This window comes from Desulfovibrio sp. (assembly GCA_016208105.1).
Lineage (GTDB): Bacteria > Desulfobacterota > Desulfovibrionia > Desulfovibrionales > Desulfovibrionaceae > Fundidesulfovibrio.
On sequence record JACQYS010000022.1, the window covers coordinates 98,431 to 122,757 of the forward strand.

Consider the following 24,327-nt stretch of genomic DNA (forward strand, 5'->3'; position numbering starts at 1 on the left):
ACGAAAAGCCTTTGATGTATTATGGTCTTACTCCATCCCGTGAAGGGAGAGGAGGCCCCCATGATGAAGAAAGTCTCGATTTTCGACGAGGCCAAATTTACCGACCTCACGTTTCACAGTTTCCTTGTCCATGACTCGGAACATTTCAAGGCCATCAACTTCAACTTCAAGGCCGGGCAGAGCATGCCCATCCATTCCCATGAGATCGAAGGCCAGCTTTCCATTGTGGTTCTTTCGGGCGAGGGGGAGTTCCTCTCCGAAGACGACGAGATACCGGCCAAGACCGGGGATGTGCTCATCTCCGACATCTCCGAGCCCCACGGGATTCGCGCCATTACGGACATGCGGGTGCTGGTCACCATTGCGCCTCCGATTTGAACAAACCATGGCTTAAGTCCAGCCTGGAAAAAACGAAGCCCCCGCGTGTCACGGGGGCTTTTTGTTTTCCAGGCGGGCGGCGGTTAGTGAATGGGACCAGGAGGGGGGACTGTCAGGCCGTTTACGCCCTCCAGATCGTTTTTGTCGAAATCACGCGCGAGGCGTCGGATGAAGGCGGCGAATTCCCCGGCGGGAAGAGCAGGGCTGCACAGATATCCCTGGTAGTAGTCGCAGCCATAGGAGCGCAGAAAATCAAGCTGCGCGGATGTCTCCACGCCTTCGGCGATCACCGAGATGCCCAGGCTCTTGGCCATGGCCAACGTCGCCTTCACGATCTCGCGTGATTTGACGGTGTCGATGTCTTTTATGAACTGCCGGTCGATTTTGAGAGAGGTGAGAGGAAACTGCTGGAGGTAGCGCAAGGAGGAATACCCCGTGCCGAAATCGTCGATGGAGACTCTATGCCCCGCATCGCGAATGGACTTAAGAACCTCCGCTGCCGAACTGGGATTGCGCATGATGGCGGTTTCGGTGATCTCAAGGCCCACTCTGGCGCTTTCCAGTCCGCGTGAGGCAATGGCTTCGGAAAGACGGAGCGGGAAACCCGGTTCGGACAGATTGATCGCGGAAACATTTATGCTGACCCAGGTATGTACGCCCTGAGTATCCCATTGGGCGATGTCCTCCAGAACTTTTTCCAAGACCATGCCGGTTATCTCGGGCATGAGGTTGAACTCTTCGCAAAGGGGGATGAACATCGCCGGGGACACAGGTTCTCCATCCCTGTTCCAGCGGAGCAGAGCTTCAGCTCCGGCTATCTCTGGAGCGTTCACCCGCACGATGGGTTGGTAGTGCACCTCGAAGCGACGCTCCGCCACCGCGTCGCGGAGGTCCTTCTCCATGGCTATCCGGGTTCTGATGCGCGAGTCCAGTTCTTCGGTGTAGACGTCCACCTTGCCTTTGCCGAGGTCTTTGGCCCTGTGCAGGGCCATGTCCGCGTTGCGAAGCAAGGTGTCCGGGTCGGAACCGTCTCTCGGGAAAAGCGTCAGGCCCAGGCTGGCGCTGGCTTTGTAGGTTCCACCGGAAACATCGAATGGTTCCTGAAAACAGTCCAACACCCTTTTTGCGAGGGCGGAGGCTTGGCCTTCGGTAGTGATTTCCGTGGCAACCACCGCGAATTCGTCCCCGCCAAGACGCGCCACAAGGTCTCCCGCGCGCACCTGGGCCATGATCCTCTGCCCCACCATCCGCAGCAGGGCGTCACCCTCGGGATGCCCGGAGCAGTCGTTTAGGTTCCTGAAATTGTCCAGGTCCAGAAGGAACACTGCCAGCATGTGCCCATCGTGCCTGGCTTGGTCGAGACGCTTTGCAAGCTCGGAGAGCATCATGGACCGGTTGGGCAACCCGGTGAGCTGGTCCTGCGAGGCCTGGATCTGTAGTTGTTCCTCGGCCTGGCGTTGCCCGGCCATGCTCCTCAAAATGCCGATATAGTGGGTGTTCTGGGAAGCGTCGTCGCTTAAGCGGGTGAAAATCATCTGCAGGGGGATGGTGCGGCCGTCGAGGGTCAGGATGTCGATTTCACCGTCGAACCGGCCACTCCTTTCGATGTCCTTGTGCAAGCGGGTTCTGAAAGACTCGGCCACGCTCTGGCTGCAGAAAGAGTCCGGGGTCAGCCCAAGTATGCTGGCTGGAGTGTATCCGGTAAGGCGGGACATGGCAGGGTTTGCGTCCAGGATACGCAGGGACTCGTCGCAGATCACGAAACCTTCCAGGGAATGGCTGAAGACCGACTCCTTGAGCCGCAAGCTTTCCAGCGCTTCGCTTAAGGCGTTGGTGCGTTCCCTAACGCGTTGGTCTAGGAGCTCATGGGAGCTGCGCAGTTCCTCCATGGCCTTGGCGGAAACGGCCTGTTCCTCCTGAAGACGCCGGGCCATGGTGTTGAACGCGGTGGCCAGCTCGCCAAAGTGATCCATGGGGCCAACCGGGAGGCGGTGGTCCAACTGACCGTTCGAAACCAGCTCCGTCCCGTTTTTGAGATTCTTCATCCGGGTAACGAGCAGCTTGCGGATCATCAGCATGCCCAGAACCGTAAAAGCAAGACACCCCATGGTGACGGCCAAAAACATTCTGTCATACTCGGCCAAAGTGTCACGTATGCCGGTGCTGTCTTCGATGAGATCGTTCTCCTCAATGGTCTTTAGAACCTGCAGGTATATCTCCACATCGTCCCAATGGCGGTTGATCTCCTGGAGCTCAGCCCTGTTGGTGTTCAGGGCGAAGTTGGGGTCGGTGAGGAGACTTCTGCGAATGCGCGGTACGTTGGTCTTTAAAACCAGGATGTGTTTCTCAAGCTCCCGCAGGTTTTCGATGTCGCCATCGTAGTGTTCAAGCGTATGGAATGCCGCGATATTCTTCAGGGTTCTTTCGAGCAGCCCGGTGAGGACTGGAAGCTGATCGGGTTTGGCCTGAAGATAGCGTGTGACTGTCCGGTTCAGCGCTTCCAGGGAGTTGTTGAGAAAAAATACGGCGTCTCCCGAGCGGCTGGGGGCAAAGGCCAACTGCTCGGCGCTGGCCTGGGCAGCGGTCAGATAGTTCTCCACCGCCGTACGGGCCTTGGACATGGAATCGGAGTAGTCCCCGCGCGAGCGCATTTCGTCTATCTGGAGAAGACCCGAGCGTATGCGGGCCAAGTCCAAGGCTATGCCGCTTACAAGCTCCTGGGAAACGCCCGGGTCCATCTTCAATCTGCTGGAGATGGTGTCCACCAGGGATACGCAGTCATTGACCGAGCCGGAACGGTCGGCAAGGAGGTTTTCATAGACCCTTCTGGCTTGAATGAGTGAATTGTCGATATCGTGCAGTAACCCACCCGCCTGGATGTGGCGGGAGACGAAGTGGTCGAGAAGAACACCGGACTGGCGGGAGTTCTGAACGCTAAGCCAGGCCATGCACGCAAAAAAACAGAAGACCAGAATAAGAGTCAGGCGCTGGAGAGTGGAAAAGGACATGGATTACTTCGCGAATCGCAATTCCAGAATTTCTCCGACGTCGCCGCAGCCGTAGAGAGGTTCCTCTGTTCCGGGTTCCGGGGCCCTCCCGGCGATTTCGAATCTGGAAATGCCGAACGGGTATGCTTTATCAAGGGAGAAGGCCACATCGTCGGCATGTCCCGTGACGAGCTTGCGCGCGAAAGTCACCGTCCATTTGCCGTTTTGCCAATGGCCCTTGGCCCTGATATCGGCTCGGGAGCCGCTCGGCTGGACCAGCTTGAACTTGGGTACGCGGTCCCCGGCGTAGTCAGGATACAAGATTGTGTCCGCGGCCTCTTGGCCCTCGTCTCCCTTGCGGGTCAGGTAGAATACCTTTCCGTTCTTTGAGAGCATGGGCTTAGCTTCGGGGCTCGGATTGGTAGAATAGATCTGGATTTTGTCGTCGGCATATCCAGCGTGATCGGAACGGTAGGCCTTCCAGAACCATTCGTCCGCAACGTAAGGGGAGTCCTCGTGGAGAGTGAGCCCTGTTTCGTGGGATACCATGCTCCATTTCAAAATGATGACGTCTTCTCGTTCGGGGCCGTCCACATAGCTCTTGCTGGCCGGGTCCCAACGAAGCATGCGGTGCATTCTGTTTTCTGTCGGATCCGGGAAGGACGCCTGGATGAAGACATGGTCCCCAGTGTGGAGCGCCTTGAACTCGACCGTGGTGTTGGCAACCACATCCAGGACGGCAACCGGCCGGATGGGGTTCCAGGCCGGATCGGACGGATTGTGTACGTCTGGTGGGGATGCTGCCCTGGATGCGAGGAGTTCCCTGTGTTTGGGGACTGCTGGTGAAAGTGGAGAAACCACCCCCAGAAAGAGTACGAAAACGGCCGCGCCGCACAAGGAACGAACAAAAAAAGTGCTCATGGCGCCTCTGGTTGGGGCAATAAGTATAACATTGTGGTTGCGGCCATACGGAACCGCCGAAAAACTTCGTGTTCCACTCATTATAAATAGGGCATTCTTTCAGGGGATACCCTACTTTTTTAGTCCCCGGTGTTTTCTGCCCGCACGCTACATTCTGAAATAACAGGGAAAATGAAGAAGCTCTTGCCGCGTAAGCCACATGGCCGAAAGTACTCAGAGGCAAAGCCCCCCCTCTTGTCCTGAGCCAATGCCTGAAGCGGAGAATGCGCGCACATGTTAATATCGAAGAAGTCGTAAGCATATGATCCTCTCACGGACGGCGACGATACGATTGTTTTGAATATTGTAGAGGAAAATCCAATTACCCCGGTCAGATGGGAAAAAGGACTTGAAAGGCTTGATTTTCTTCATCAGGGGAATTAGAAAAACCTTCTTTTTATGCTAGACTGAGGCATCCCCGCCCGTCACCAAGGAGCCCGTACATGACCCGCAAGGACCGCACCGAAGGCATTTATTCCCGCCGTGAGGTGCTCGATGAATCCGAACGCCGCCAGTATTATCAGATTCAGTTGAAGGACCTGCTCACCTACGCCTACCGCTACTCCGAGGACGTGAAAAAGCGCTTCGACCGTGCCCAATTCCAGGTTGGCAAGTTCAAGCAGCTCTCCGATCTTAAGCATATTCCCATACTGAAAAAGAAAGAGCTCATCTTCCTGCAGTCCATGGGGCCGCGGCTGGGAGGGCTTCTTACCAAGGATCTTGGCGATCTGCGCCGCGTATTCCTTTCACCCGGTCCGATTTTCGATCCCGAGGACCGCGAGGACGACTACTGGGGATGGACCGAGGGCTTCTACGCCACGGGTTTCCGTTCCGGGGACGTGGTGCAGAACACCTTCAACTACCACCTCTCTCCCACGGGCCTCATGTTCGAGGAACCCCTGCGCAACCTGGGCTGCGCCGTCATGCCTTCCGGTCCCGGCAACACGGGCACCCAACTGGAAGTGATGCAGAAGCTCAGGGTCACCGGATTCGTGGGGACGCCGAGCTACCTGATGCACCTGTCCCAGAAGGGAGAGGAGGCCGGGCTCAACCTGCGCAAGGACCTGTTTCTTGAGGTCGCCTTCGTCACCGGCGAGAAGTTCTCCGAGAAGATGCGCTCGAACCTGGAGAAGAAATTCGACCTCATCATGCGCCAGGGCTACGGCACGGCCGATGTTGGGTGCATCGGTTACGAGTGCTTCCAGAAGAACGGTCTGCACATAGCCAACCGCGCGTTTGTGGAAATTTGCCATCCCGACACCGGCATCCCCTTGAAGGATGGCGAGGTCGGCGAGATCGTGGTGACGGCCTTCAACAAAACCTATCCCCTGATCCGACTGGCCACCGGCGATCTCTCCTACATCGACCGCGCCCCGTGTTCCTGCGGGCGCACCTCGCCGCGCCTGGGTAACATAGTGGGACGCGTGGACACCACCGCCCGCATCAAGGGCATGTTCGTCTACCCCCATCAGGTGGAACAGGTCATCTCGCGTTTCGAAGAGATCAAGCGCTGGCAGATCGAAGTCACCAACCCGGGCGGAATCGACGAGATGACGCTTCTGATCGAAGCCAGCAACTTCAAGCGCGACGACGAACTGCTGCATCTGTTCCGCGAGAAGATCAAACTGCGTCCTGAACTCAAGGTCCTGGCCCCGGGCACTCTGCCTGCCCAGATCAGACCCATCGAGGACAAGCGCAAGTGGGATTAGGAAGAAACATCGTGCTGGCCGCCCTCTGGGCGGCCTTGCTCATCACGGTGCAGGGCTGCAAGCGTTATAGCGACATCTCGGGAGAAGCAGCTGCGCGAGCGCCTGCTTCCCCCCTCGCTCCCGGCCAATTCCTCGACGGAGAGGGAATGGCCGTGGACGGCCTCTGGGTGGGCGCCATGGCCTCTCAGGCCGCGTACGTTCTCGTTGGCGAAGGGCACCCCATAGCCTGCGACCATCTGGCCCAGGCCCGCGTCATCGAGCTGATGGTCAACGCGGGTTCTCCTCCGGTTGTCGGCCTTGAGATGGTCAGCCTGGACATGCAGCCGGTGCTGGACATGTTCAACAACGACATCATCGGAATTGACGAGCTGGAGTCCTCCTTGAAATGGAGCCAGACGTGGGGCTACCCGTTCGCCATTTACCGGCCCATCTTTGAAACCGCCAAGAAGCACAATCTTCCGCTTTTCGCTCTCAACGCCCCCCGGGATGTGGCCAAGAAGGTCGGCAAATCCGGGCTTAAGAGCCTAGCGGTGGAAGACAGGCTTGAACTCCCGGCGAAGATCATTCCGGTGCCCCCTGAGCAGGAAGAATATCTCCGCCAGGTGTTCGACGCCCATCCCTTTGGCAAGCCCAAGGACGCCAAGGCCGCATGGAAGAGCTTCGTTACCGTACAGGCTCTGTGGGACACCACCATGGCCCGCCGGGCAGTTGAGGCGCGGGTGGCCATGCGCCGCCCGGTGGTTATCGTCGCCGGGGGAGGACACGTGGAGCACGGCTGGGGCATCGCCTCGCGCCTGGCCACGTTCGACCCGCAGGGGCAGCGCCTGCTCATCATGCCGTGGCGCGGCGGCGAACTCCCGGACAAGTCCGAGGCGGACCTCTTCTTCTACTGTCCGGAAACCAAGCGCCCAAGGCTTGGCATCGCCCTCGAGGTCAAGGACGCAACCATTACGGTGGTGGGGATAGAACCGGGGTCCAAGGCCGAGGCCGCCGGGATCAAGGTAGGCGACCTGCTTGCAAAGGCCCAGGGCATAGAGCTGCACAAGTTATCGGACCTGCACGACGCGACCATGCGCGCTTTTGAGGAAGAAGGGACCCTGCGACTGGAGATTATACGCCAGGGCCGCAGCGAGGAACTCTTCATCACTCTGCCGTCTCCCAAATCCGGCTCCTGATGCCCGAGCTGCCAGAAGTCGAAACCATAGCCCGGGGGCTTGCTCCGATTCTGACGGGCAGGCGGATAACCGGGCTTACGGTTCTGGACCGGCGCGTCTTTCCGGGGGATGTCAAAGCCTTCCAAGGTGTTTTCGAGGGCCGGATCATCACCGGGGTTCACCGCAGGGCCAAGCTCTGTCTGGTGGAGGTCGAAGGCGGGGGCCTTATCGCCTTTCATCTCAAGATGACCGGGCGGCTCTTCGTCACCAGGCCGGGCGAGCGGCCCGAACCGCATCTTCGCGTGCTTGTCGGTCTGGACGACGGCCGTGCCCTGCATTTCACCGACATGCGCCGGTTCGGTTCCTGCCGGGGATTCGCTCCCGGCGAGATACATACCTGGGATTTCTACCGCCGCCTCGGCCCGGAACCCCTGTGCATCGATGCGCCGGCCTTCCGCCAGGCCCTGTCCGGGAGAAGCGGGCGGATAAAGGCTTTGCTTCTGAACCAGGAAGTCATCGCCGGAATAGGCAACATCTACGCCGACGAAGCCCTGTTCCTGGCCCGCATCCGCCCGGACACCCGAGCAAGCCTGGTTCCTCCCGAGAAGCTGGACGCCCTGTTCGCCGCGCTTAAGGATGTTCTCTGCCGGGCCATCGAATCCGGGGGAAGCACCATCCGTGACTACCGAACCGCCGAAGGCGTGGAAGGTTCCTTCCAATGGACCTTCAATGTCTATGGCCGGGCCGGGCAACCCTGCCCGGCATGCGGCAGGAAACTTTCATCGGAAAAAGTGGCCGGCAGGACCTCCACCTTCTGCGTGCGTTGCCAGTCCTAAATCCGGGCAACATGAACTTTTCTTCATGATATGGGGCGGCTGCGCCCCTTGCTCCACCCCTTTGAAGGGGCTACTGTCCCCCTCGCGGTCAAACGACCAACTGCCTGTAAACCCACAGCGGATTTTTATCATGCGCCGAATATGCTTACTTCTTTTCGCCGCCGTTACGGCCCTGCCGCTATGCCTCGGCTCCACTGCCTCCTTGGCGGAACCCGCCAAGAAAGAACAGCAGTCCGCCAAGCCGGCTGAGAAACCTGGAACCAAGTCCACCAAGCCCGACGCCAAATCCTCGAAACAAGATACCACTCAGAAATCAAAGGACGCCAAGCCCGCCAAGGACACCTCTTCCAAGGGGGCCGCGAAACCGGGGACGTCCAAGGATGCCCCCAAAGCTTCCGGGAGCAAGGACGCCCCAAAGGCTTCGGCCAAGGCGGCCGACACGGGCAAGTCCGGCAAGTCCGGCAAGTCCAAGAAGGAATCCAAGAAGCGCACGAAGCATCCGGCCGTGGTGCAGTCCAATGCCGAGGCCGAGCGCAAGGCGGACGAAGCCCTGCGAAAGACGGAAGCTCCCAAGCCGCCCCAAACCGGCAGCGGTTCTGCTTCTGCCCCGGTGCGCGAGCAGTCTGGCGGACTAGCCCAGGACCTTTTCGATAAAGGCATGGACCTGGGGCGCCAGAACAATTACGCCCAGGCCCTGGACCTGTTCAACCAGGCCATAAAGCTCGACTCCAAGAACGCGGGCTATTTCGCCGGGCGCGGGCACGCCAACTTCATGCTCAACCAGCTCGACAAGGCACTGGACGACTACAACAAGTCCATCAATCTCAATACGCAGGATTCCCTTGCCGTGGTGATGCGCGGGCACACCTATTACAAGCTCGGCAGCTACACCAAGGCCATCCAGGACTACGACAAGGCCATTCAGATGGGCTACGCCGATGCCGAGGTCTTCAAGGGGCGCGGGTCGGCGTATTTGAAGATCAATCAGCCGCAGAAGATGTGCGCGGATTTCAAGACGGCATGCGAAAAGGGCGATTGCGAGATGTCTGAAAACGCCCGCAAGAGCGGTATATGCGAATAGCCTTGCTGGCTGCGAGCAATATGAAGCGGGCGCGGGCACTCCACCGCGCCTTTTTCTTTTTTGGCTCTTAAGCCCGCTTGACCGGGCTTGGCGAAAGGAACATACAGCCGGTGCCGGGCTAAACCGGTTATGGAGTGACAATCAGTGGATGTGTACATCATCTGGGGGGGCATCATCCTGGCGTGTTTTTACCTTGGGGCCAGGATGACGTTCCAGATCCGGGAAAAAAAGAAGAACATGCTGCGCCTGAACTTCGAGGACGCCAAGAACCAAGAGAAGAAGCGCAGAGGGTGACGATTTTGGGCGACCAGGCCAGGGCTCTGCCCTGGACCCGCCGGGGGAAATGATTTCCCCCGGACCCCCTCGATATTCGCGGATTTCACCGGATGACCGGTGAAATCCGCGAAGTTGTTTACAGCCCAAGAGCCATCAGCAGGCCAAGAGCCATGGCCGAATAGAGCCCGGCCAGGGCGTCGTCGAGCATCACGCCGAAACCGCCCGGCATCCAGTTCTCGGAGGCCCGCACCGGCGGGGGCTTTAAGATGTCGAACACCCGAAACAGCACGAAGCCCCAGAAAAGCTGCCAGGGCGTGAGGGTGCCAAAGAACATGTAGGTGATCCACTGCCCCAGAACCTCGTCGATGACGCACAGGCCCGGGTCCTTGCGGCAGAGGTTCTTTTCCACGATGTCGCAGGCCAGGCCGCCCCCGATGAACACCAGGGCGATAATGAGCACGCGCACGGGCATGGGGGCGGGCATGAACACGAAGGGCGCGGCCACGGCGGCCACGGCCGAGCCCCAGGTGCCGGATATCGGGAGCTTGCCGAAGGGGCCTATGGAAGCGAAGTTGGTGGCGATGCGGTCGATAAAGGTCATCCGATTCTCCTATCCTAGTTTATCTATATCTTGAGAGAGAACGTTTTCCAGATTCTTGTCCTCAATTCCATGGTGGCGGATGAGAAACTGCGTAAACGGAAGCATCATCTTCGCCTCGGCGTTCTTGCCCATCTGTTTCAACACGTGGTGCATCTCATGGTAGGCCTGTGGCGCGGCCACCTCGACCAGCGAGTGCCGAAGATACGTAAGAGCCAGTTCCAGCTTTCCGCCAAGGCGCGCCACCATGGCCCGCAGAATCAAGTATTGCGGGTTGGAGCCGTGATCTAGCCCTGCCTGGCAGAGCGCCACTTCGGCTTCCTCATGCTCGCCCTTGCCGACGAGGCGTACGATGATGTCCGCGAACTCCTGCAGGGACATTCCGGCCGGGTATCTGTTGGAGACCTCGTGGAACCGGCCTGGCGCGTGGCTTTGGCGCAGGGTGCGAAGCCTGTCGGCAAGGCGCAGGATGCTACGCTCCGGGCGCGTCGGCTCCTTCAGGTGGGCATAGAAGGCGTCGGGGGCGTAGCCGTACTCTTTTACGTCCGTGTCGGCCCGGCCTCTGGCGAGCTTCTCCTCGAAGTCCTGCTGGGAACGGATGGGATAGTGGTTCACCTGAAGTCGCTTCCTGGTGTTGTAGCTAAACGACAGCGGAACCGGGGTGAACTCCTCGTTCACGCAATGATAGGGCTCCACGTACTTGAACTTGTGGGGATTGACCGCTTCGAGCGTCCGGGCGGGCTGGACGAAGGATTTGACGTGGGTGTTGACGTCCGCGAAATCTTCAAATGCCTGGGTGTAGTTTTCGATCTGGAGCCCGGAGGGCCTGCCGATGTGGCCTGATGATCCGAAGGTGACCCAGCTGGCCGCGAGGCCCCCGAACTCCTCGTACTCGGCGAGAAGGGCGCGGATGTCGCTCGCGTCGTTTAGGCAGATGAATTCATCGAGGTCTATGAATCCCATCCATCTGGAGACGTCCCTGAACTCTTGGAGGCAATGGTTGTATGCCGGTTTTTGCGCCGCTTTCCCCTGCACGGGGATGATGGTGATGAAGCTTTCCAGGTCGTAGTCTTTCAAGGTTTCGGCGATGGGGATCCTACTTTCGTTGTCGAAGAGTATGAAGCGTTCCACCCCTATCATGGTGTGGTAGTCGATCCATTCGCGAAGGTACCTGTCTTCGTCTTTCGCAATGGCGCAGAGGGCAAAGTAGTGTTGTGGCATGGCGGCTTCAGGCTGGAGGGGCGTCCACGTCCCGGTGTCTGATCATGGCTCTGGTTTGGAAGGTGCGAACCGTCTCCGCCAGTGGCAGCCCAACCACATTCGTGTATGACCCATCAACCCTGGCGATCATGAAGGCTCCCAGCCCCTGGATGGCGTAGCCGCCAGCCTTGTCCATGGGTTCGCCGGTGGCCACGTAGGCGGCGATGGCTTCTTCCGAAAGCCTCGCGAAGCTTACCTTGGAGGCCACGGCCTCTTCCCAGATCGTCTGCCCGTCCGGCCCGATGAGCACGCAGCCCGTGACCACCGTGTGCTCGCGCCCGGAGAGCATGGCCAGCATGCGTTTGGCGTCTTCCACATCCGTGGGTTTGCCCAGGATGAATTCGCCAACAGCCACTACGGTATCAGCTCCCAGGACGAACGATCCCGGGTGTCCCCAGGCCACGTCCCTGGCCTTCAGCCGGGCCATGCGCAGGGCGTAGCCGCCCGGGGTTTCGCCCGAGTCGGCCGGGGGTTCGTCCACTGTGGAGGGGATGATGCGAAACGATATGCCGGTGGAGCCAAGCAGTTCGCTGCGCCTGGGCGAAGCCGAGGCCAGGATGATGTCCGCTGATTCCTTGAATGCTCCAATGCCCACGAATGCTCCTCGGATCTCTATTCTTATGCGCGCTCATTTCCCCGGATGGCACATCCAGGATCATTAAGCCCGTAATATATGGGATTCCAAAGGGACTTCGTCCCTTTGGCCGCCGGAGGCCTTCCCTTTCCACCCCGGCACCGCCGTCTGGCGCGTCCACTCAAAAAGCTAGCCCGGCCCCGCCCCGGGGTCAACTTCCTAGCAGCCTGCCCAAAAACTCCCGCTGGCGGCGTTGCCGCTCAAAAGTCAAACCTTCGCGTATGTCAAATACGCTTGATCAGCCCCCGTCCTGGGGGCTGCCCCTACGGGTAACGCCTGGGCGTTGCCTCAAAACGCTGTCCTGCGTTTTGGTCAGCCTTGACTTTCTCCCGCGCCTTGCCAGCTGGTCTTTGGAACAGGCTGCGATGATTGACTCTTACAACAGGCTGCAAGCTTCCATCTTGACGCCTCCCCAGAGGCGGGCTATCTCCCAAACGCCTTACCACATCCGTTTCGCGTGACTGGCGAGAAACGTGGGCAACCACGGGGGAGCGCGAAACCAAGCTTTAGCCGCTCGCCTGGGCTGCATCGTGCGCGATGCCAACCTTCCTACCTAAGGAGGAGCCCATGCGATCCTGCCGCGAGATTCTCAAAGAAAACGATCCCGACGTGTTCGACACCCTAGCTGGCGAGGAGAACCGCCAGCGCCTGGGCGTTGAGCTCATTCCCAGCGAGAACTACACCTATCCCGAGGTGCTGGCCGTTCTGGGGAGCGTGTTCACCAACAAGTATTCCGAAGGTTACCCCGGCAGGCGCTACTACGGCGGCCAGGAATTCACGGACCGGGTGGAGATTCTGGCCCGGGAGCGCGCCTGCAAGGTGTTTAGCTGCGAACATGCCAACGTGCAGCCGCTTTCGGGCTCTCCCATGAACCAGGCCGTGTACCTGGGGCTTCTGGAGCCGGGGGACACCATCCTGGCCATGGATTTGTCCCACGGCGGACACCTGACACACGGCGCGCCCGTGTCCCACATGGGGCGGCTTTTCAACTTCGTGCGCTACAAGACCAACCCTGGCGACGGGGCCATCGATTTCGACGCGGTGCGCGCCCTGGCACGGGAGCACAAGCCCAAGCTGGTGCTGTGCGGCTACACGTCGTACCCGCGCGACCTGGACTATGCGGCCTTCAAGGCCGTGGCCGACGAGGCGGGGGCCTACACCATGTGCGACGCCTCGCACTATGCGGGTCTGGTGGCCGGCAAAGTGATGAAAAATCCCTTCGACCACGGGTTCGACGTGGTGACCACCACCTCGCACAAGTCCCTGCGCGGGCCGCGCGGCGGCATGATCCTGTGCCGCAAGGACCTGGCGGCGCGCATCGACAAGTCGGTGTTTCCGGGCTTGCAGGGCGGGCCGCACATGAACGTGATCGCGGGCATCGCCGTGACCATGGGCAAGGCCCTGACCCAGGAGTTCAGGGACTACGCCAGGCAGGTGCTGGTGAACGCCCAGGCCTTCGCGACGGCGCTCATTACCAGGGGGGCCAGCCTGGTCACCGGCGGTACGGACAACCACATGCTGGTTATGAACACCAGCGAGAGCTTCGGCCTGGACGGCAAGGTGGCGGAGGAGCTTCTGGACGAGGTGGGCATAACCACCAACAAGCAGATCGTGCCGGATGATCCCAATCCGCCCTTGCGTCCGAGCGGCATCCGGATAGGGACACCGGCGGCCACCACGCGCGGCATGAAGGAGCAGGAGATGGAGCGCCTGTCCGGGTGGATTTGCGACGTGCTGTCCAAGCCGGACGATGCGGGCAAACGGGGGGCCATCCGCCGGGAGGTGGAGGCCATGTGCATGGGATTCCCGGTTCCAGGGATAGGCCAGTAGGGGAATACAGGCTCCGCAGGCATCGCGCCTGAGCGTGCGGGACATGTTGTCCCCACTCTGTTGAGCTAAGAAATAAAGAAGGGCGGGGTCCAGCCGGACCTCGCCCTTGATGTTTGGCTACTGCGCCGGGGCCAGAAGGGCGGAACGCAAGGCCTCGTCCAGGGTCGGGTGCGGGAAGATAAGCTCCGCGCACTGTTTTCTGGTCCAACCCTGGCCCACCATCACCGTGGACAGCGTGGCCAGGCTGGAAACGCCGTGCCCCACAGCGGTTACGCCGATAAGCTTTCCTTCGCTCCACACGCACTTCACCAGTCCGCCGGTGGCACCGTGCGCCTGGGCAATGGGGTTGGCCACCAACTGGGCCCGGCTCACGGTTATTTCCATGCCTCTTTTTCTGGCCTCGGCTTCCATGATGCCCACCCGCATGGTTTCCGGCGCGCCGTACATGCAGCCGGGAATCGGGCCCGGATCGTACCCCTTGGTAGTTTCCCCAGCGAAATGACTGACCACCCATTCGCCCTGGCTCGCGGCGGCGTGTGCCAAAAGCGTTCTGCCGTTCACGTCGCCCACCGCGTAGATGGTGGGGGTGGCCATGAGGTTTTCGTCAGTATGGATCCAGCCCGCGCCCTTGATCTCGGCCCCGAGCATCTCGAGCATGAGGTTGCGGGAGTTGGGGAGCCTGCCAACAGCCAGCAGGCACTTGTCCGCTGTGAACTCGCGGCCATCGCCCAGGACAAGCTTGGCCATGCCGTCCACGGTTTCCAGCCCGGAAATGGCCACCCCGGTGTGGATGTCCCACCCCATGCGCTTGAAGCTCTGGGCCAGGGTCTTGCTGACCTCCTCGTCCTCGGAGGGGGCGATACGCGGGGCTACCTCCACAAGGGTGATCTTGGAACCTGCCCGTGAAAAGAACTGGGCCAGCTCCAGGCCTATGAAACCCGCGCCCACCACCAGCAGGTGTTTGGGGATTTCCCGCAGGCCGAGCATGTCGCCGGAGTTCAGTATTGCATCATGGTCGGCCTTGAGCCCCGGATGAAACGCCGGGCGGCTTCCCGTGGCCAGGATGCACTTCTTGTATTGCACGGTCTGGGGTTCGCCATCCACCTCGATGACGGATTTCACTGCCCCGACCATCTTGAGTTCGCCGTGTATGAATGTGACGCTCGCCTTCTGAAGCTCGGCGGCCATGGCCTTGCGCGTGGCTTCCAGGTGGCGCTTCTTGCGGTCCACCAGGGCAGGCATATCAACGAAGATCTGGCCCGAGCCGGTCTTCATCTTTTCCTGGCCTTCCAGCTCCGCTTTGGAGGCAACGGCAGCCAGCAAAAACTTGGTGGGGATGCAGCCCCAGTTCAGGCAGGAGCCGCCCAGGTGCTCCTTTTCGATGAGGGTCGTCTGGATGCCGCGCTTGGCTGCTGCCATGGCCGCGTCGTAGCCGGCCGGGCCGCCGCCGATGATGAGAAGGTCAGATGCCATGATGTTCGCTTGGTGGATGTTGGAGGGAGTGTACGCAGACTGCCAAGATCAAATTAATAAATTGGAGCCGGGTACGATGGCAAGAGAAAATCATGGGAAAGAGGTTTGGGGCTTCGCCCTCCAAAGCTTTTGAAATGGCTGGAGGTGGCCATGGGTGCACTCACACTCTCCAATGTCGTAATGCTGTCGAGTTCGCATCGCCTTGGCGTGTGAAAAGCAATCTTTTCTTGCGACGAAGCCTCAGCAGGGGTAATTCAATAATCTAATTCCCCTTGCCCGTGCCGTCCGCCGCGTGGATTCGCGCTTCTCACCTGAAGTTGGTCTTTAGAGGGTTCATCCGGCCTGGGCGTCTTTAAAACGGCTGAAGGAAAACGCTGTAAGATGGGAGGCGGTACATGTCGGACACAACAAAGCGCGGAAGGGACATTTTTTACGATCCCGCAGTGAACAAAGCCACTGCATTCACCGAAGAGGAAAAAGAGTCGCTCGGACTCGTCGGCCTAGTGCCAGATGTGGTCGAAACCATCGACGGCCAGCTCACCCGGGTGCTCATGCAGCTCGGGCACAAGGCCACCGACCTGGACAGATACATCTATCTGGTCAATCTCCTCGATCACAACGAGACGCTTTTCTACAAGACGATCATGTCCGATCCGGCCCGCTTTCTGCCAATCGTGTACGACCCCACCATCGGCGAGGCCTGTTTGAAGTTCGGCCATATATATCGCCAACCGCGCGGCCTTTACCTGTCCATCGACCGCAGGGGCAAGGTCAGGGAGGTACTCAAAAACTGGCCGGTCAAGGATGTGCGGGTCATCTGCGTGACCGACGGCGGGCGGATTTTGGGCCTGGGCGACTTGGGCGCCAACGGAATGGGTATTCCCATCGGCAAGCTGCAGCTCTACACCGCTGCCGCCGGGGTGCCGCCCCAGGGGCTCCTGCCCATGTGCCTGGACGCCGGGACCAACAACCAGTCCCTGCTGAACGATCCCCTCTACTTGGGCTTGCGCAGGCCTCGCCCCAAGACCGATGATCTCTACTCTTTCGTGGACGAGTTCGTGGCCGCGGTGCAGGAGGTGTTCCCGGACTGCTGCATCCACTTCGAGGACTGGACCGGTGTGGACGCGGTTCGCCTTTTGGAGCGCTACCGCAACACATGCTGCTGCTACAACGACGACGTCCAGGGCACGGCGGGCATCACCCTGACGGGCATGATCAACGCCTGCAAGGTCAAGGGAACAAATCTGAAGGATGAGTCCTATCTGTTTCTGGGAGCTGGTTCGGCGGGCATCGGCTTGAGCAATCTCCTGTGCTCGGCTCTGGTAGAGGAGGGGCTTACCCTTGAAGAGGCCAGGTCGCGCGTGCATATGTTCGACGTGAACGGTCTGCTCGAGTCCTCCCGTACGGACCTGGAAGATTTCCAACGCCCCTACGCCCACCCGCATGCTCCCATGAAGCCGGGCGAATTCGCCAAGGCGGTGGAGGAATTCAAACCCACCACCATCATCGGCGTAAGCACCATGGGTGGAGCCTTCAACAGGAGCGTGGTGGAAGCCATGTGCCGGGTCAACGAGCGGCCCGTTATCCTGGCCCTGTCCAACCCCACGGAAAAGGCGGAATGCAGCGCCGAGCAGGCTTATGTCTGGAGCGGAGGCAAGGCCCTGTACGCCGCGGGCGTGCCGTTCGCGCCAGTGTCCGTTGGAGGCAAGACCTTCCTGCCAGGCCAGGCCAATAACTTCTACATCTTCCCGGCCGTGGGCATGGCCATATACGCCACACGGGCCAAGCGGGTAACAGACCAGATGTTCATAGAGGCGGCGCGCGGCGTGGCCGACCAGGTATCGGCCGAGCAGCTGGCCCAGGGGCTTCTCTACCCCTTGCAATCGAACATTCTGGAAACGGAGATCAAGACGGCGGTGCGGGTGGCGGCATTGGTGTTCGATTCGGGGCTGGCTGGCGTGGAGCGCCCCAAGGATATGGAGGCGTTTATCCGTTCGTACGTCTACAAGCCTGAGTACAAGTAAGAGAAGCCGGGCTCTGCCCGTACCCGGCAGGGCGCTGCCCTGCACCCGCCAAAGGGTCAGTGTCCCTTTGGAATCCCCTATCGCTTGGCGGTTTTCACCGGCTGCCGGTGAAAACCGCCAAGCAGCTGAGGGTCCAGGGGGATCATCCCCCTGGCCGCCGGAGGCATCTTTCTTCTTTCTAACAAAAAAGCCGCCGCCCGTGCATCTGCCCGGGCGGCGGCTTCACGAGGGGCTGGCAGTCCCTTACATGTCGTCTGTGATGTGCATGTTGCGCGCGGCGGCGGTTTCGTCAAGCCTGGTCACGGGCAGGGTGACCGGAGCGGCCTGCAACGCGGCCGGATCAGTCTCGGCCTGGGCCAGGATGTCGCGCAGGTCGGCCACGAACTGGTCCAGGGTGTCCTTGGACTCGGTTTCCGTGGGCTCGAACATCAGGCATTCCTTGACGATGAGCGGGAAGTAGATGGTGGGCGCATGGTAGCCCTTGTCCAGAAGCGCCTTGGCGATGTCCAGGGCGCGCACGCCTTTTTCGGACTGCTTCTCGGCCGAGGCCACGAATTCGTGCATGCAGATGCGGTCGAAGGGCACCTCCAGCACGTCGTCGAGCTTCTTGCGCAGGTAGTTGGCGGCCAGCACGGCGTTCTCGCTCACCCGGATAAGGCCCTCGCGGCCCAGGCGCAGCATGTAGGCGTAGGCTTTGAGCACTACGCCGAAGTTGCCGTAGAAGGGGGCCACGTAGCCGATGGATTTCGGGTAGTCGTAGCGCAGGTGGAAGCGCCCGGAGGGGTCCTTCACCACGCGCGATATGGGCAGGTAGGGCACGAGCTTCTCGCACACGCCCACCGGGCCGGAGCCCGGGCCGCCGCCCCCGTGCGGGGTGGCGAAGGTCTTGTGCAGGTTTACGTGCACCACGTCGAACCCGGCGTCGCCCACGCGCATCTTGCCCATGACGGCATTTAAGTTCGCGCCGTCGTAGTAGAGCAGGGCGTCCACGCCCCGAAGCATCTCCACGATCTTGGGCAGGTTCTTCTCGAACAGGCCAAGGGTGTTGGGGCAGGTCATCATCATGCCCGCCACTTCGTCGTCGAGCACCTCGGCCAGGGCGGCCGGGTCCACGATGCCGTCCTTGGAGGCAATGGAGACCACCTCGTACCCGGCGATGGCCGCCGAGGCCGGGTTGGTGCCGTGGGCCGAGTCCGGGCAGATGATCTTGGTCTTCTTGTTGCCCTTGTCCGCGTGGTAGGCGGCCATGGTGAGCACGCCCGTGAGCTCGCCGTGCGCCCCGGCCATGGGGTGCAGGGTGTACTCGGCCATGCCGGTTATCTCGCACAGCCAGCGCTCGGTCTCGTACATCACCTCAAGCGCGCCCTGGGTCAGCTCGTCGCCGCGCGGCAGCTGGGGAAGCAGGGGGTGCAGGCGGGAAAACCCGGGCAGTCCGGCGATGTCCTCGCAGAACTTGGGGTTGTACTTCATGGTGCAGGAGCCAAGCGGGTAGAAGTTGGAATCCACCCCGAAGTTCTTGCGCGAGAGCAGGCTGAAGTGGCGCACCACGTCCAGTTCGGACAGCGAAGGCAGCGATGCCGGGGTCTCGCGGGTGAGATTGGCGGGAAGAATCTCGCCAAGCTCGTGCTCGGGCAAGCGGGGCCAGACCCCTTCGCGACCCTGGGTCGATTTCTTGAACACGGTGCTCATATTTCATCCTCCAGCCAGGCGGCCAGGATGTCGATGTCGCGGCGGGAATGCTTTTCGGTGCAGCAGACCAGAAGGGCGTTGTCCAGGCCCTTATAGTAGCGCCCCAGCGGGAAGCCGGGCACGTAGCCCCGGCCGATCATGGCCAGGCAAACGTCTTGGGCGGGCCTGGGCAGGGTGATGGCGAACTCGTTGCCGGCGGGGCCGTTGTTTAGAAGCGAGACCCCTTTGATCTGGGAGAGCTTGCCCGCGGCGTAGCGGGCGTTCTCCATGGAAATCCGGGCGGTGCGCTTGAGCCCCTCCTCGCCCAGGAGGCAGAGGTGGATGAGGCAGCGCAGGGCGCACAGGGCCTGGTTGGAGCAGATGTTGGAGGTGGCCTTCTGGCGCCTGATGTGCTGCTCGCGGGCCTGGAGGGTCAAGACGTAGCCGGTGCGCCCCTCGCTGTCCGTGGTGCGGCCCACGATGCGGCCGGGCATCTGGCGGACGAGCGCCTTGGTGCAGGTCATGATGCCAAGATACGGCCCGCCGAAGGAAAGCGGCAGGCCCAGGCTCTGGCCCTCGGCCACGGCGATGTCCGCGCCCATCTGGCCGGGAGTCTTCAGCACGCTGGCCAGCACCGGGTAGGCGCTGACGATGGCCAGCGCGCCCTTGGCCTTGGCCGAAGCGAACAGGGCGGAGAAATCCTCCACGCACCCGAAGAAGTTGGGGCTTTGCACCACCACGCAGGCGGTGGAAGCGTCCACGGCCTTTTCCATGGCCGCGAAGTCCGTCCCGCCGTCCTTGTGGGGCACGGTGACCAGATCGAGCTTCAGGTTCCTGGTGTAGGTGCCCAGCAGGATGCGGTAGATGGGGCTGACCGTCTCGGAGATGACCACACGCACGCGCTTGGTCTGGCGCACGGCCATCATCATGGCCTCGTACAGGGCTGTTCCGCCGTCGTAGACCGATGCGTTGGAGCAGTCCATGTCCAGGAGGCGGGTCACGGCTGTCTGATATTCGAAGATGGCCTGGAGCGTCCCCTGGCTGGCTTCGGGCTGGTAGGGCGTGTAGGCCGTGTAGAACTCGCCGCGGCTAATGAGCGCATCCACGGCCGAGGGCACGTAGTGGTCGTAGAAGCCGGCGCCGAGGAAGCTCACTAGGTTGGTGTTATTGCGCGAGGAGAGATCCTCGATTTTGGCGCGGGTGGCCATCTCGGACATGCCGGGCGGCAGGTCGAAGCTTTTCGGACGCAAAGACAGTGGGATTTCGGCGAAAAGCTCTTCCATGGAAGAAACGCCAACGGCCGTGAGCATCTCCCGCGTGTCCGCCGTGGTGTGGGGAACGTAGGGCATTCGTATACCTCGCCTAGTGGCAGGAAACGGCGGTTTGTTCGTAGGCGGAAGCGTCCAGCAGCCCCTTGGGGTCGGCGGAGAGCTTCACCTTGATCATCCAGCCGCCCTCGAAGGGCTCCTGGTTCACAAGTTCGGGGCTTGCTTCCAGGGCGGAGTTGACCTCGATAACCTCTCCGGTGACCGGGGAATACAGCTCGCTGGCAGCTTTAACGGATTCTATGGAGCCGAATTCGCTGCCCTGGGTCACCTGGGCTCCCACGGCGGGGAGGTCCACGAAGGTGATGTCGCCCAGCTGCTCCTGGGCGAAACTGGTGATGCCCACGGTGGCGGTGTCGCCTTCGATCTTGGCCCATTCATGGGATGGCGTGTACTTGAGCTCGGTCGGGAACATGCATGTCTCCTTGGCTTGAGCGGGAATGTCTCGCGAAACGGGCGGACTTTACCCTCAGGGGCACTGCGGGGCAAGGCTTTCCTTGCCTTGCGGCTCTTGCGCGCGGTCCGGCTTGCGGGTATCAGGTTCGCCTTCGGAGGAAACGATTGATGCCCATTCAGGCGGCCGCCAAGGCTTTAGAGAAAACCCCGCTCCCGGACTATACCCAGGGTCCCCGCCAGCAGCTTGCCGTTAAAGAGAACGGACGCACCTGGCTCCTTAACCGGACCGAGGACCTGGAGACCATCTGGGAGAACATGAGCCGCGAGGAACTGGGCGAGGACGAGCGCATGCCCTACTGGGCGGAACTGTGGCCCGCCAGCCTCCTGTTGTGCCGCTGGCTGGAGCGCAACCGGGAAACCGTGGCAGGGCGGTACTGCCTGGACGTGGGCTGCGGGCTCGGGCTCACTGGCATCGTGGGCAGCTGGCTCGGGGCCAAGGTGGTGGGCATGGATCATCAGTGGCCCGCCGTGTTTTTTTCCCGCGAAAACGCGGGGCTTAACCGGGTGGACCAGCCCCTGTGGACCCAGATGGATTGGTGCGCTCCGGCTTTCAAGCCTCGCTGTTTCGATTTCATGTGGGGCGGGGACATCGTGTACGAAACCCGCTTCTATCATCCGCTCACGAAATTGTTTAAGAAGCATCTGGCCCCGGGTGGCAGGATCTGGCTGGCCGAACCCAAGCGCAGCGTGTCGCGGCCGGTATGGGAACGCCTTGCCGGGGATGGTTTCTCGGTGCGAAAGCTCTTCACCGAGCCCGTGCCCGTGGAAGGGTACCACGTTACGGTCAACCTGTGGGAAATGACGCTTCCGGACTGATCTTCAAGGCGGCGTCACGGATTCGCACCTTTCGTAGTGGATAAACGGGACGCCAACGCGCAGGTCCCAGCATCAAGGCAAGGGGAAGCTCCATGGGAAAGACCATCCGTTTCGGCGTGTCGCTCAATTCCGATCTGCTCGACAAGTTCGACGACCTCTGCGAGGAAAAAAGCTACCCCAACCGCTCCGAGGCCATCCGCGACCTCATCCGGGGCGTGCTGGTGGAGCGCCAGCAGCAGCTTGGGGACTCCGAGATCGCGGCGGTGCTCACCCTGGTCTACGACCATCACGTTTCCGACCTGTCCCAGCGCCTGGTGGAAATCCAGCACGACGAGCATGATGTGATTCTGACCAGCGTGCACGTGCACCTGGACCATCACAACTGCCTGGAAGTGCTCATCTTGAAGGGCGCCGGCGATGCCATCAAACGTTTGTCGGACAAGCTGGTGGCCACCAAGGGAGTGAAGCACGGCAAGCTGACCCTTACCACCACCGGGCAGGGGCTGGTCTGAGCTCATGAAACCCTTGCGCCTGGGCCTGGCCCCTCGTCAGCGCTGGCGCAGGGCGATCATCTTCACGTCGTTTCTTCTCTTTCCCATCACTCTCAACTATTTCTCCCCAGTGCTCATCCTTCAGGGCGCAATAAAGGGTGTGGTCACGGCCAGCGCCGTGGTTTTCGGCCTGCTCTTTCTCTCCGGCCTTTTTTTCGGGCGCGGCTTCTGCGCCTGGGTCTGCCCCGGGGCGGGGCTTCAGGAACCGCTCATGGCTGTTAACCCCAAGAAAATAGCCAGTCCCACGGCGGGCAAGTTCAAATGGATTCTCTGGGTCCCCTGGATGACCGCCATCCTGACCTGCTACGCCCTGGCCGCTATAACAGGCCCGCATGGCCTGCGCTTCCAGCCGCTCTACATGATGCCTTCCGGCATCTCCGTGGCCCAGCCCATGATGTACTTTCCGTACTTCACGGTGCTGGCCCTCATCGTCTGGCTGGCCCTGGCCGTGGGCAGGCGCGGCTTCTGCCACGCGGCCTGCTGGATGGCCCCGTTTCTCATCCTGGGCACGCGCACCGGGGACGCCCTCGGCCTGCCCAGGCTTCGCCTTGATAGCCGGGCCGAAGAGTGCGACCGTTGCGGCACTTGTGGCAAACACTGCTTGATGAGCCTGCCGGTTCCGGATATGGCCGCGTCCGGCGACACGCGCCACCCCGAATGCGTCCTGTGCGGCGAATGCGCCGACGTGTGCCCCAAAGGCGTTCTTCAATTGGGTTTCGCCAGGGCCGGGAAAAAGATATAGAGATCGGGGAACGTCCCGCTGAAAAGTATTCCAAGGCCAATGGGTATTGCGCCCAGGGGCTTGCCTTTTCATTTTGATCACGCGCTATGAGTAAAAAGAAAAACATGAAAGACGTCCAATCCTCCCCGGCCGAGGTGTCCATCGCCATAGACCGCGTGGGCATCAAGTCCCTTAGGCTGCCGCTCACCGTGCGCGACCGCGCCAACGAGAAACAGCATACCGTGGCCGAGGTGGACCTGGCTGTGGATCTGCCGGCCAAGTTCAAGGGCACCCACATGTCGCGCTTCGTGGAGGCCCTGGAGAGCTGGAACGGCGAATTGGACTATCACGGCTTTCGCGAGCTGGTGGTTGGAGTCCGCGACCGCCTGGAGGCCCAGAACGCCCACGTCACGGTGCGGTTTCCCTATTTCATCCGCCAGCGCTCCCCGGCCAGCCAGGCCCTGTCCAACATGGACTATGCCTGCACGGTCCAGGGCGATCTCTCCAGCGACCGGTTCCGCATGACCCTGGGTGTCGAGGTGCCGGTGATGACCGTGTGCCCGTGTTCGTTGGCCATCAGCGACCAGGGGGCGCACAGCCAGCGCACCGTCATCCGTGTCCGGTGCCGGTTCAAGGGCTTCGTGTGGCTGGAGGAGCTTATCAGTATGGCCGAGTCGGCCGGGTCGTCGCCCGTGTACGCGCTCTTGAAGCGTGAGGACGAGAAACACGTCACCGAGGCCGCCTTCGCCAACCCCTGCTTCGTGGAGGACGTGGTGCGGGGCATGGCCCAGGCCCTGGACGATCACCCGCGCATCACCTGGTACGCGGTGGAGGCCGAGAGCTTCGAATCCATCCACAACCACTGCGCCTTTGCCGGCACCGAGCGGGACAAGTCCTAGCGCAACCGCACGCTCCCCATCATCGCGAAAAAGGCTGAGCGGTTCTCGTCGAAGAGCGCCTGGGCGGCCTTGTCGTCGTCGCCTATGGAATAGGCCATCACCTGCACCAGCCTGCCCTGGACGGGCATGAAGAGATGATTGACGAACTGCACCCGGACCTTGCCCCCTGACTGGAGCAGCCTGGCGTAGAGGGTGTCGTAGCCGAACACCTGCCCGGCGCCGCCCCTGCGGCAGATGGGCTGGACGCCTTTCAAGGATTGCTCGATGTATTGCTTGATGTTTTCGCAGGACACGAAGGTGTTCTGGGTAAGCAGGATGTCCTGGCGGGGGGGGCTCACGCTTATCAGGAAGCGCAGGTTCGGTCCCTTGGTGGCCTCCACCGAGAAGAGGGAGCCGTCCTCAGTTACCTCGGACACCGTCCAGCCGGACGAGGGGAAAAAGCGGACCCCTGCCTTGGGGTTCTCGTACATTCTGGATTTGGGCGGCTCCTGCGAACAGCCAATGAGGAGGCACGCCGCAAAGCCCAGGAAAAGGGCTCTTAAGAGCGGCATTTTTTGTATGTAGCCCGAAATCCAGGGTCCAAGCAACAACAGGGAACGTTCTGGGAGGTTGGCGCCATGTGGATACGAACGGATCGGCGAATCAGCCGCCTGGAGCTTAAGCAGGACGCCTGGTTGACAGGTTAAAGGAA

22 protein-coding genes are annotated in these 24,327 nt (G+C 61.0%); 12 read left to right on the forward strand and 10 right to left on the reverse strand.

Annotated elements, in window-relative coordinates; genetic code table 11:
• Positions 1-63: 63 nt before the first annotated feature.
• Positions 64-378, forward strand: coding sequence for a cupin domain-containing protein (locus HY795_13045; protein MBI4806155.1), 315 nt, complete (start codon positions 64-66; stop codon positions 376-378).
• Between the two features lie 83 nt (positions 379-461).
• On the opposite strand, the gene HY795_13050 is transcribed toward HY795_13045, so the two are convergent.
• Complete coding sequence (locus tag HY795_13050) at positions 462-3,386, reverse strand: EAL domain-containing protein (GenBank protein MBI4806156.1); 2,925 nt, start codon at positions 3,384-3,386, stop codon at positions 462-464.
• A 3-nt stretch (positions 3,387-3,389) separates the two neighbouring features.
• Positions 3,390-4,286 (reverse strand): hypothetical protein, encoded by an 897-nt coding sequence (locus HY795_13055; GenBank protein MBI4806157.1) that lies wholly within the window; start codon positions 4,284-4,286, stop codon positions 3,390-3,392.
• Between the two features lie 482 nt (positions 4,287-4,768).
• Here HY795_13055 and HY795_13060 point away from each other — a divergent pair, with 482 nt between their 5' ends.
• The 5 genes from HY795_13060 to HY795_13080 all read left to right on the forward strand — a co-directional run bounded on the left by HY795_13060 (position 4,769) and on the right by HY795_13080 (position 9,399).
• Positions 4,769-6,034, forward strand: a complete 1,266-nt coding sequence (locus HY795_13060; protein MBI4806158.1) for a phenylacetate--CoA ligase family protein — start codon at positions 4,769-4,771, stop codon at positions 6,032-6,034.
• The gene (locus tag HY795_13065) at positions 6,025-7,209 is read left to right on the forward strand and encodes a ChaN family lipoprotein (GenBank protein ID MBI4806159.1); all 1,185 of its coding nucleotides are present in this window, start codon (positions 6,025-6,027) and stop codon (positions 7,207-7,209) included. Before HY795_13060 ends, HY795_13065 begins: the two co-directional genes overlap by 10 nt.
• Positions 7,209-8,024 (forward strand): bifunctional DNA-formamidopyrimidine glycosylase/DNA-(apurinic or apyrimidinic site) lyase, encoded by an 816-nt coding sequence (gene mutM, locus HY795_13070; protein ID MBI4806160.1) that lies wholly within the window; start codon positions 7,209-7,211, stop codon positions 8,022-8,024. Before HY795_13065 ends, mutM begins: the two co-directional genes overlap by 1 nt.
• A gap of 130 nt (positions 8,025-8,154) precedes the next feature.
• Positions 8,155-9,105 carry a tetratricopeptide repeat protein gene (locus HY795_13075; GenBank protein MBI4806161.1) on the forward strand — a complete coding sequence of 317 codons (951 nt, stop codon included), beginning with the start codon at positions 8,155-8,157 and terminating at the stop codon, positions 9,103-9,105.
• Positions 9,106-9,249: 144 nt separating this feature from the next.
• Positions 9,250-9,399, forward strand: a complete 150-nt coding sequence (locus tag HY795_13080; protein ID MBI4806162.1) for a hypothetical protein — start codon at positions 9,250-9,252, stop codon at positions 9,397-9,399.
• 118 nt (positions 9,400-9,517) lie between these two features.
• On the opposite strand, the gene HY795_13085 is transcribed toward HY795_13080, so the two are convergent.
• From HY795_13085 to maf, 3 genes are read right to left on the reverse strand one after another with little or no spacing between them, the layout of a single operon-like run.
• Positions 9,518-9,982, reverse strand: a complete 465-nt coding sequence (locus HY795_13085; protein ID MBI4806163.1) for a phosphatidylglycerophosphatase A — start codon at positions 9,980-9,982, stop codon at positions 9,518-9,520.
• Positions 9,983-9,991: 9 nt separating this feature from the next.
• Positions 9,992-11,200 (reverse strand): glycosyltransferase family 92 protein, encoded by a 1,209-nt coding sequence (locus tag HY795_13090; protein ID MBI4806164.1) that lies wholly within the window; start codon positions 11,198-11,200, stop codon positions 9,992-9,994.
• A gap of 7 nt (positions 11,201-11,207) precedes the next feature.
• Positions 11,208-11,828: a septum formation protein Maf gene (gene maf, locus HY795_13095; protein MBI4806165.1), complete on the reverse strand. Its 621-nt coding sequence runs from the start codon at positions 11,826-11,828 to the stop codon at positions 11,208-11,210.
• A gap of 612 nt (positions 11,829-12,440) precedes the next feature.
• Between maf and HY795_13100 the strand changes: the two genes are divergently transcribed.
• A complete protein-coding gene (locus HY795_13100; protein MBI4806166.1) occupies positions 12,441-13,703 on the forward strand; it encodes a serine hydroxymethyltransferase in 1,263 nt (420 codons plus the stop codon).
• A gap of 117 nt (positions 13,704-13,820) precedes the next feature.
• Here HY795_13100 and HY795_13105 read toward each other — a convergent pair whose 3' ends face one another.
• The gene (locus HY795_13105) at positions 13,821-15,176 is read right to left on the reverse strand and encodes an FAD-dependent oxidoreductase (GenBank protein MBI4806167.1); all 1,356 of its coding nucleotides are present in this window, start codon (positions 15,174-15,176) and stop codon (positions 13,821-13,823) included.
• Between the two features lie 395 nt (positions 15,177-15,571).
• Between HY795_13105 and HY795_13110 the strand changes: the two genes are divergently transcribed.
• Positions 15,572-17,200, forward strand: a complete 1,629-nt coding sequence (locus HY795_13110) for an NAD-dependent malic enzyme (GenBank protein ID MBI4806168.1) — start codon at positions 15,572-15,574, stop codon at positions 17,198-17,200.
• 243 nt (positions 17,201-17,443) lie between these two features.
• Here HY795_13110 and gcvPB read toward each other — a convergent pair whose 3' ends face one another.
• Genes gcvPB through gcvH form a run of 3 tightly spaced genes read right to left on the reverse strand, consistent with a single transcriptional unit; the run spans position 17,444 to position 20,608 of the window.
• On the reverse strand, positions 17,444-18,889 hold the full coding sequence (gcvPB, locus tag HY795_13115; protein ID MBI4806169.1) for an aminomethyl-transferring glycine dehydrogenase subunit GcvPB: 1,446 nt from the start codon (positions 18,887-18,889) through the stop codon (positions 17,444-17,446).
• Positions 18,886-20,217 (reverse strand): aminomethyl-transferring glycine dehydrogenase subunit GcvPA, encoded by a 1,332-nt coding sequence (gcvPA, locus tag HY795_13120; protein ID MBI4806170.1) that lies wholly within the window; start codon positions 20,215-20,217, stop codon positions 18,886-18,888. The genes gcvPB and gcvPA overlap by 4 nt, the downstream gene beginning before the upstream one ends.
• 13 nt (positions 20,218-20,230) lie before the next feature.
• Positions 20,231-20,608: a glycine cleavage system protein GcvH gene (gcvH, locus tag HY795_13125; GenBank protein MBI4806171.1), complete on the reverse strand. Its 378-nt coding sequence runs from the start codon at positions 20,606-20,608 to the stop codon at positions 20,231-20,233.
• A gap of 149 nt (positions 20,609-20,757) precedes the next feature.
• On the opposite strand from gcvH, the gene HY795_13130 reads away from it, so the two are divergent.
• The 4 genes from HY795_13130 (at position 20,758) to HY795_13145 (ending at position 23,636) form a co-directional block, all read left to right on the forward strand.
• Positions 20,758-21,465, forward strand: a complete 708-nt coding sequence (locus HY795_13130; GenBank protein ID MBI4806172.1) for a 50S ribosomal protein L11 methyltransferase — start codon at positions 20,758-20,760, stop codon at positions 21,463-21,465.
• 92 nt (positions 21,466-21,557) lie between these two features.
• The gene (gene nikR / locus HY795_13135) at positions 21,558-21,977 is read left to right on the forward strand and encodes a nickel-responsive transcriptional regulator NikR (GenBank protein MBI4806173.1); all 420 of its coding nucleotides are present in this window, start codon (positions 21,558-21,560) and stop codon (positions 21,975-21,977) included.
• Between the two features lie 4 nt (positions 21,978-21,981).
• Positions 21,982-22,758 carry a 4Fe-4S binding protein gene (locus HY795_13140; GenBank protein ID MBI4806174.1) on the forward strand — a complete coding sequence of 259 codons (777 nt, stop codon included), beginning with the start codon at positions 21,982-21,984 and terminating at the stop codon, positions 22,756-22,758.
• 104 nt (positions 22,759-22,862) lie between these two features.
• Positions 22,863-23,636, forward strand: a complete 774-nt coding sequence (locus HY795_13145) for a GTP cyclohydrolase I FolE2 (protein ID MBI4806175.1) — start codon at positions 22,863-22,865, stop codon at positions 23,634-23,636.
• Here the strand turns inward: HY795_13145 and HY795_13150 are convergent.
• On the reverse strand, positions 23,633-24,106 hold the full coding sequence (locus HY795_13150; GenBank protein ID MBI4806176.1) for a hypothetical protein: 474 nt from the start codon (positions 24,104-24,106) through the stop codon (positions 23,633-23,635). The genes HY795_13145 and HY795_13150 overlap by 4 nt on opposite strands.
• Between the last annotated feature and the right edge of the window lie 221 nt (positions 24,107-24,327).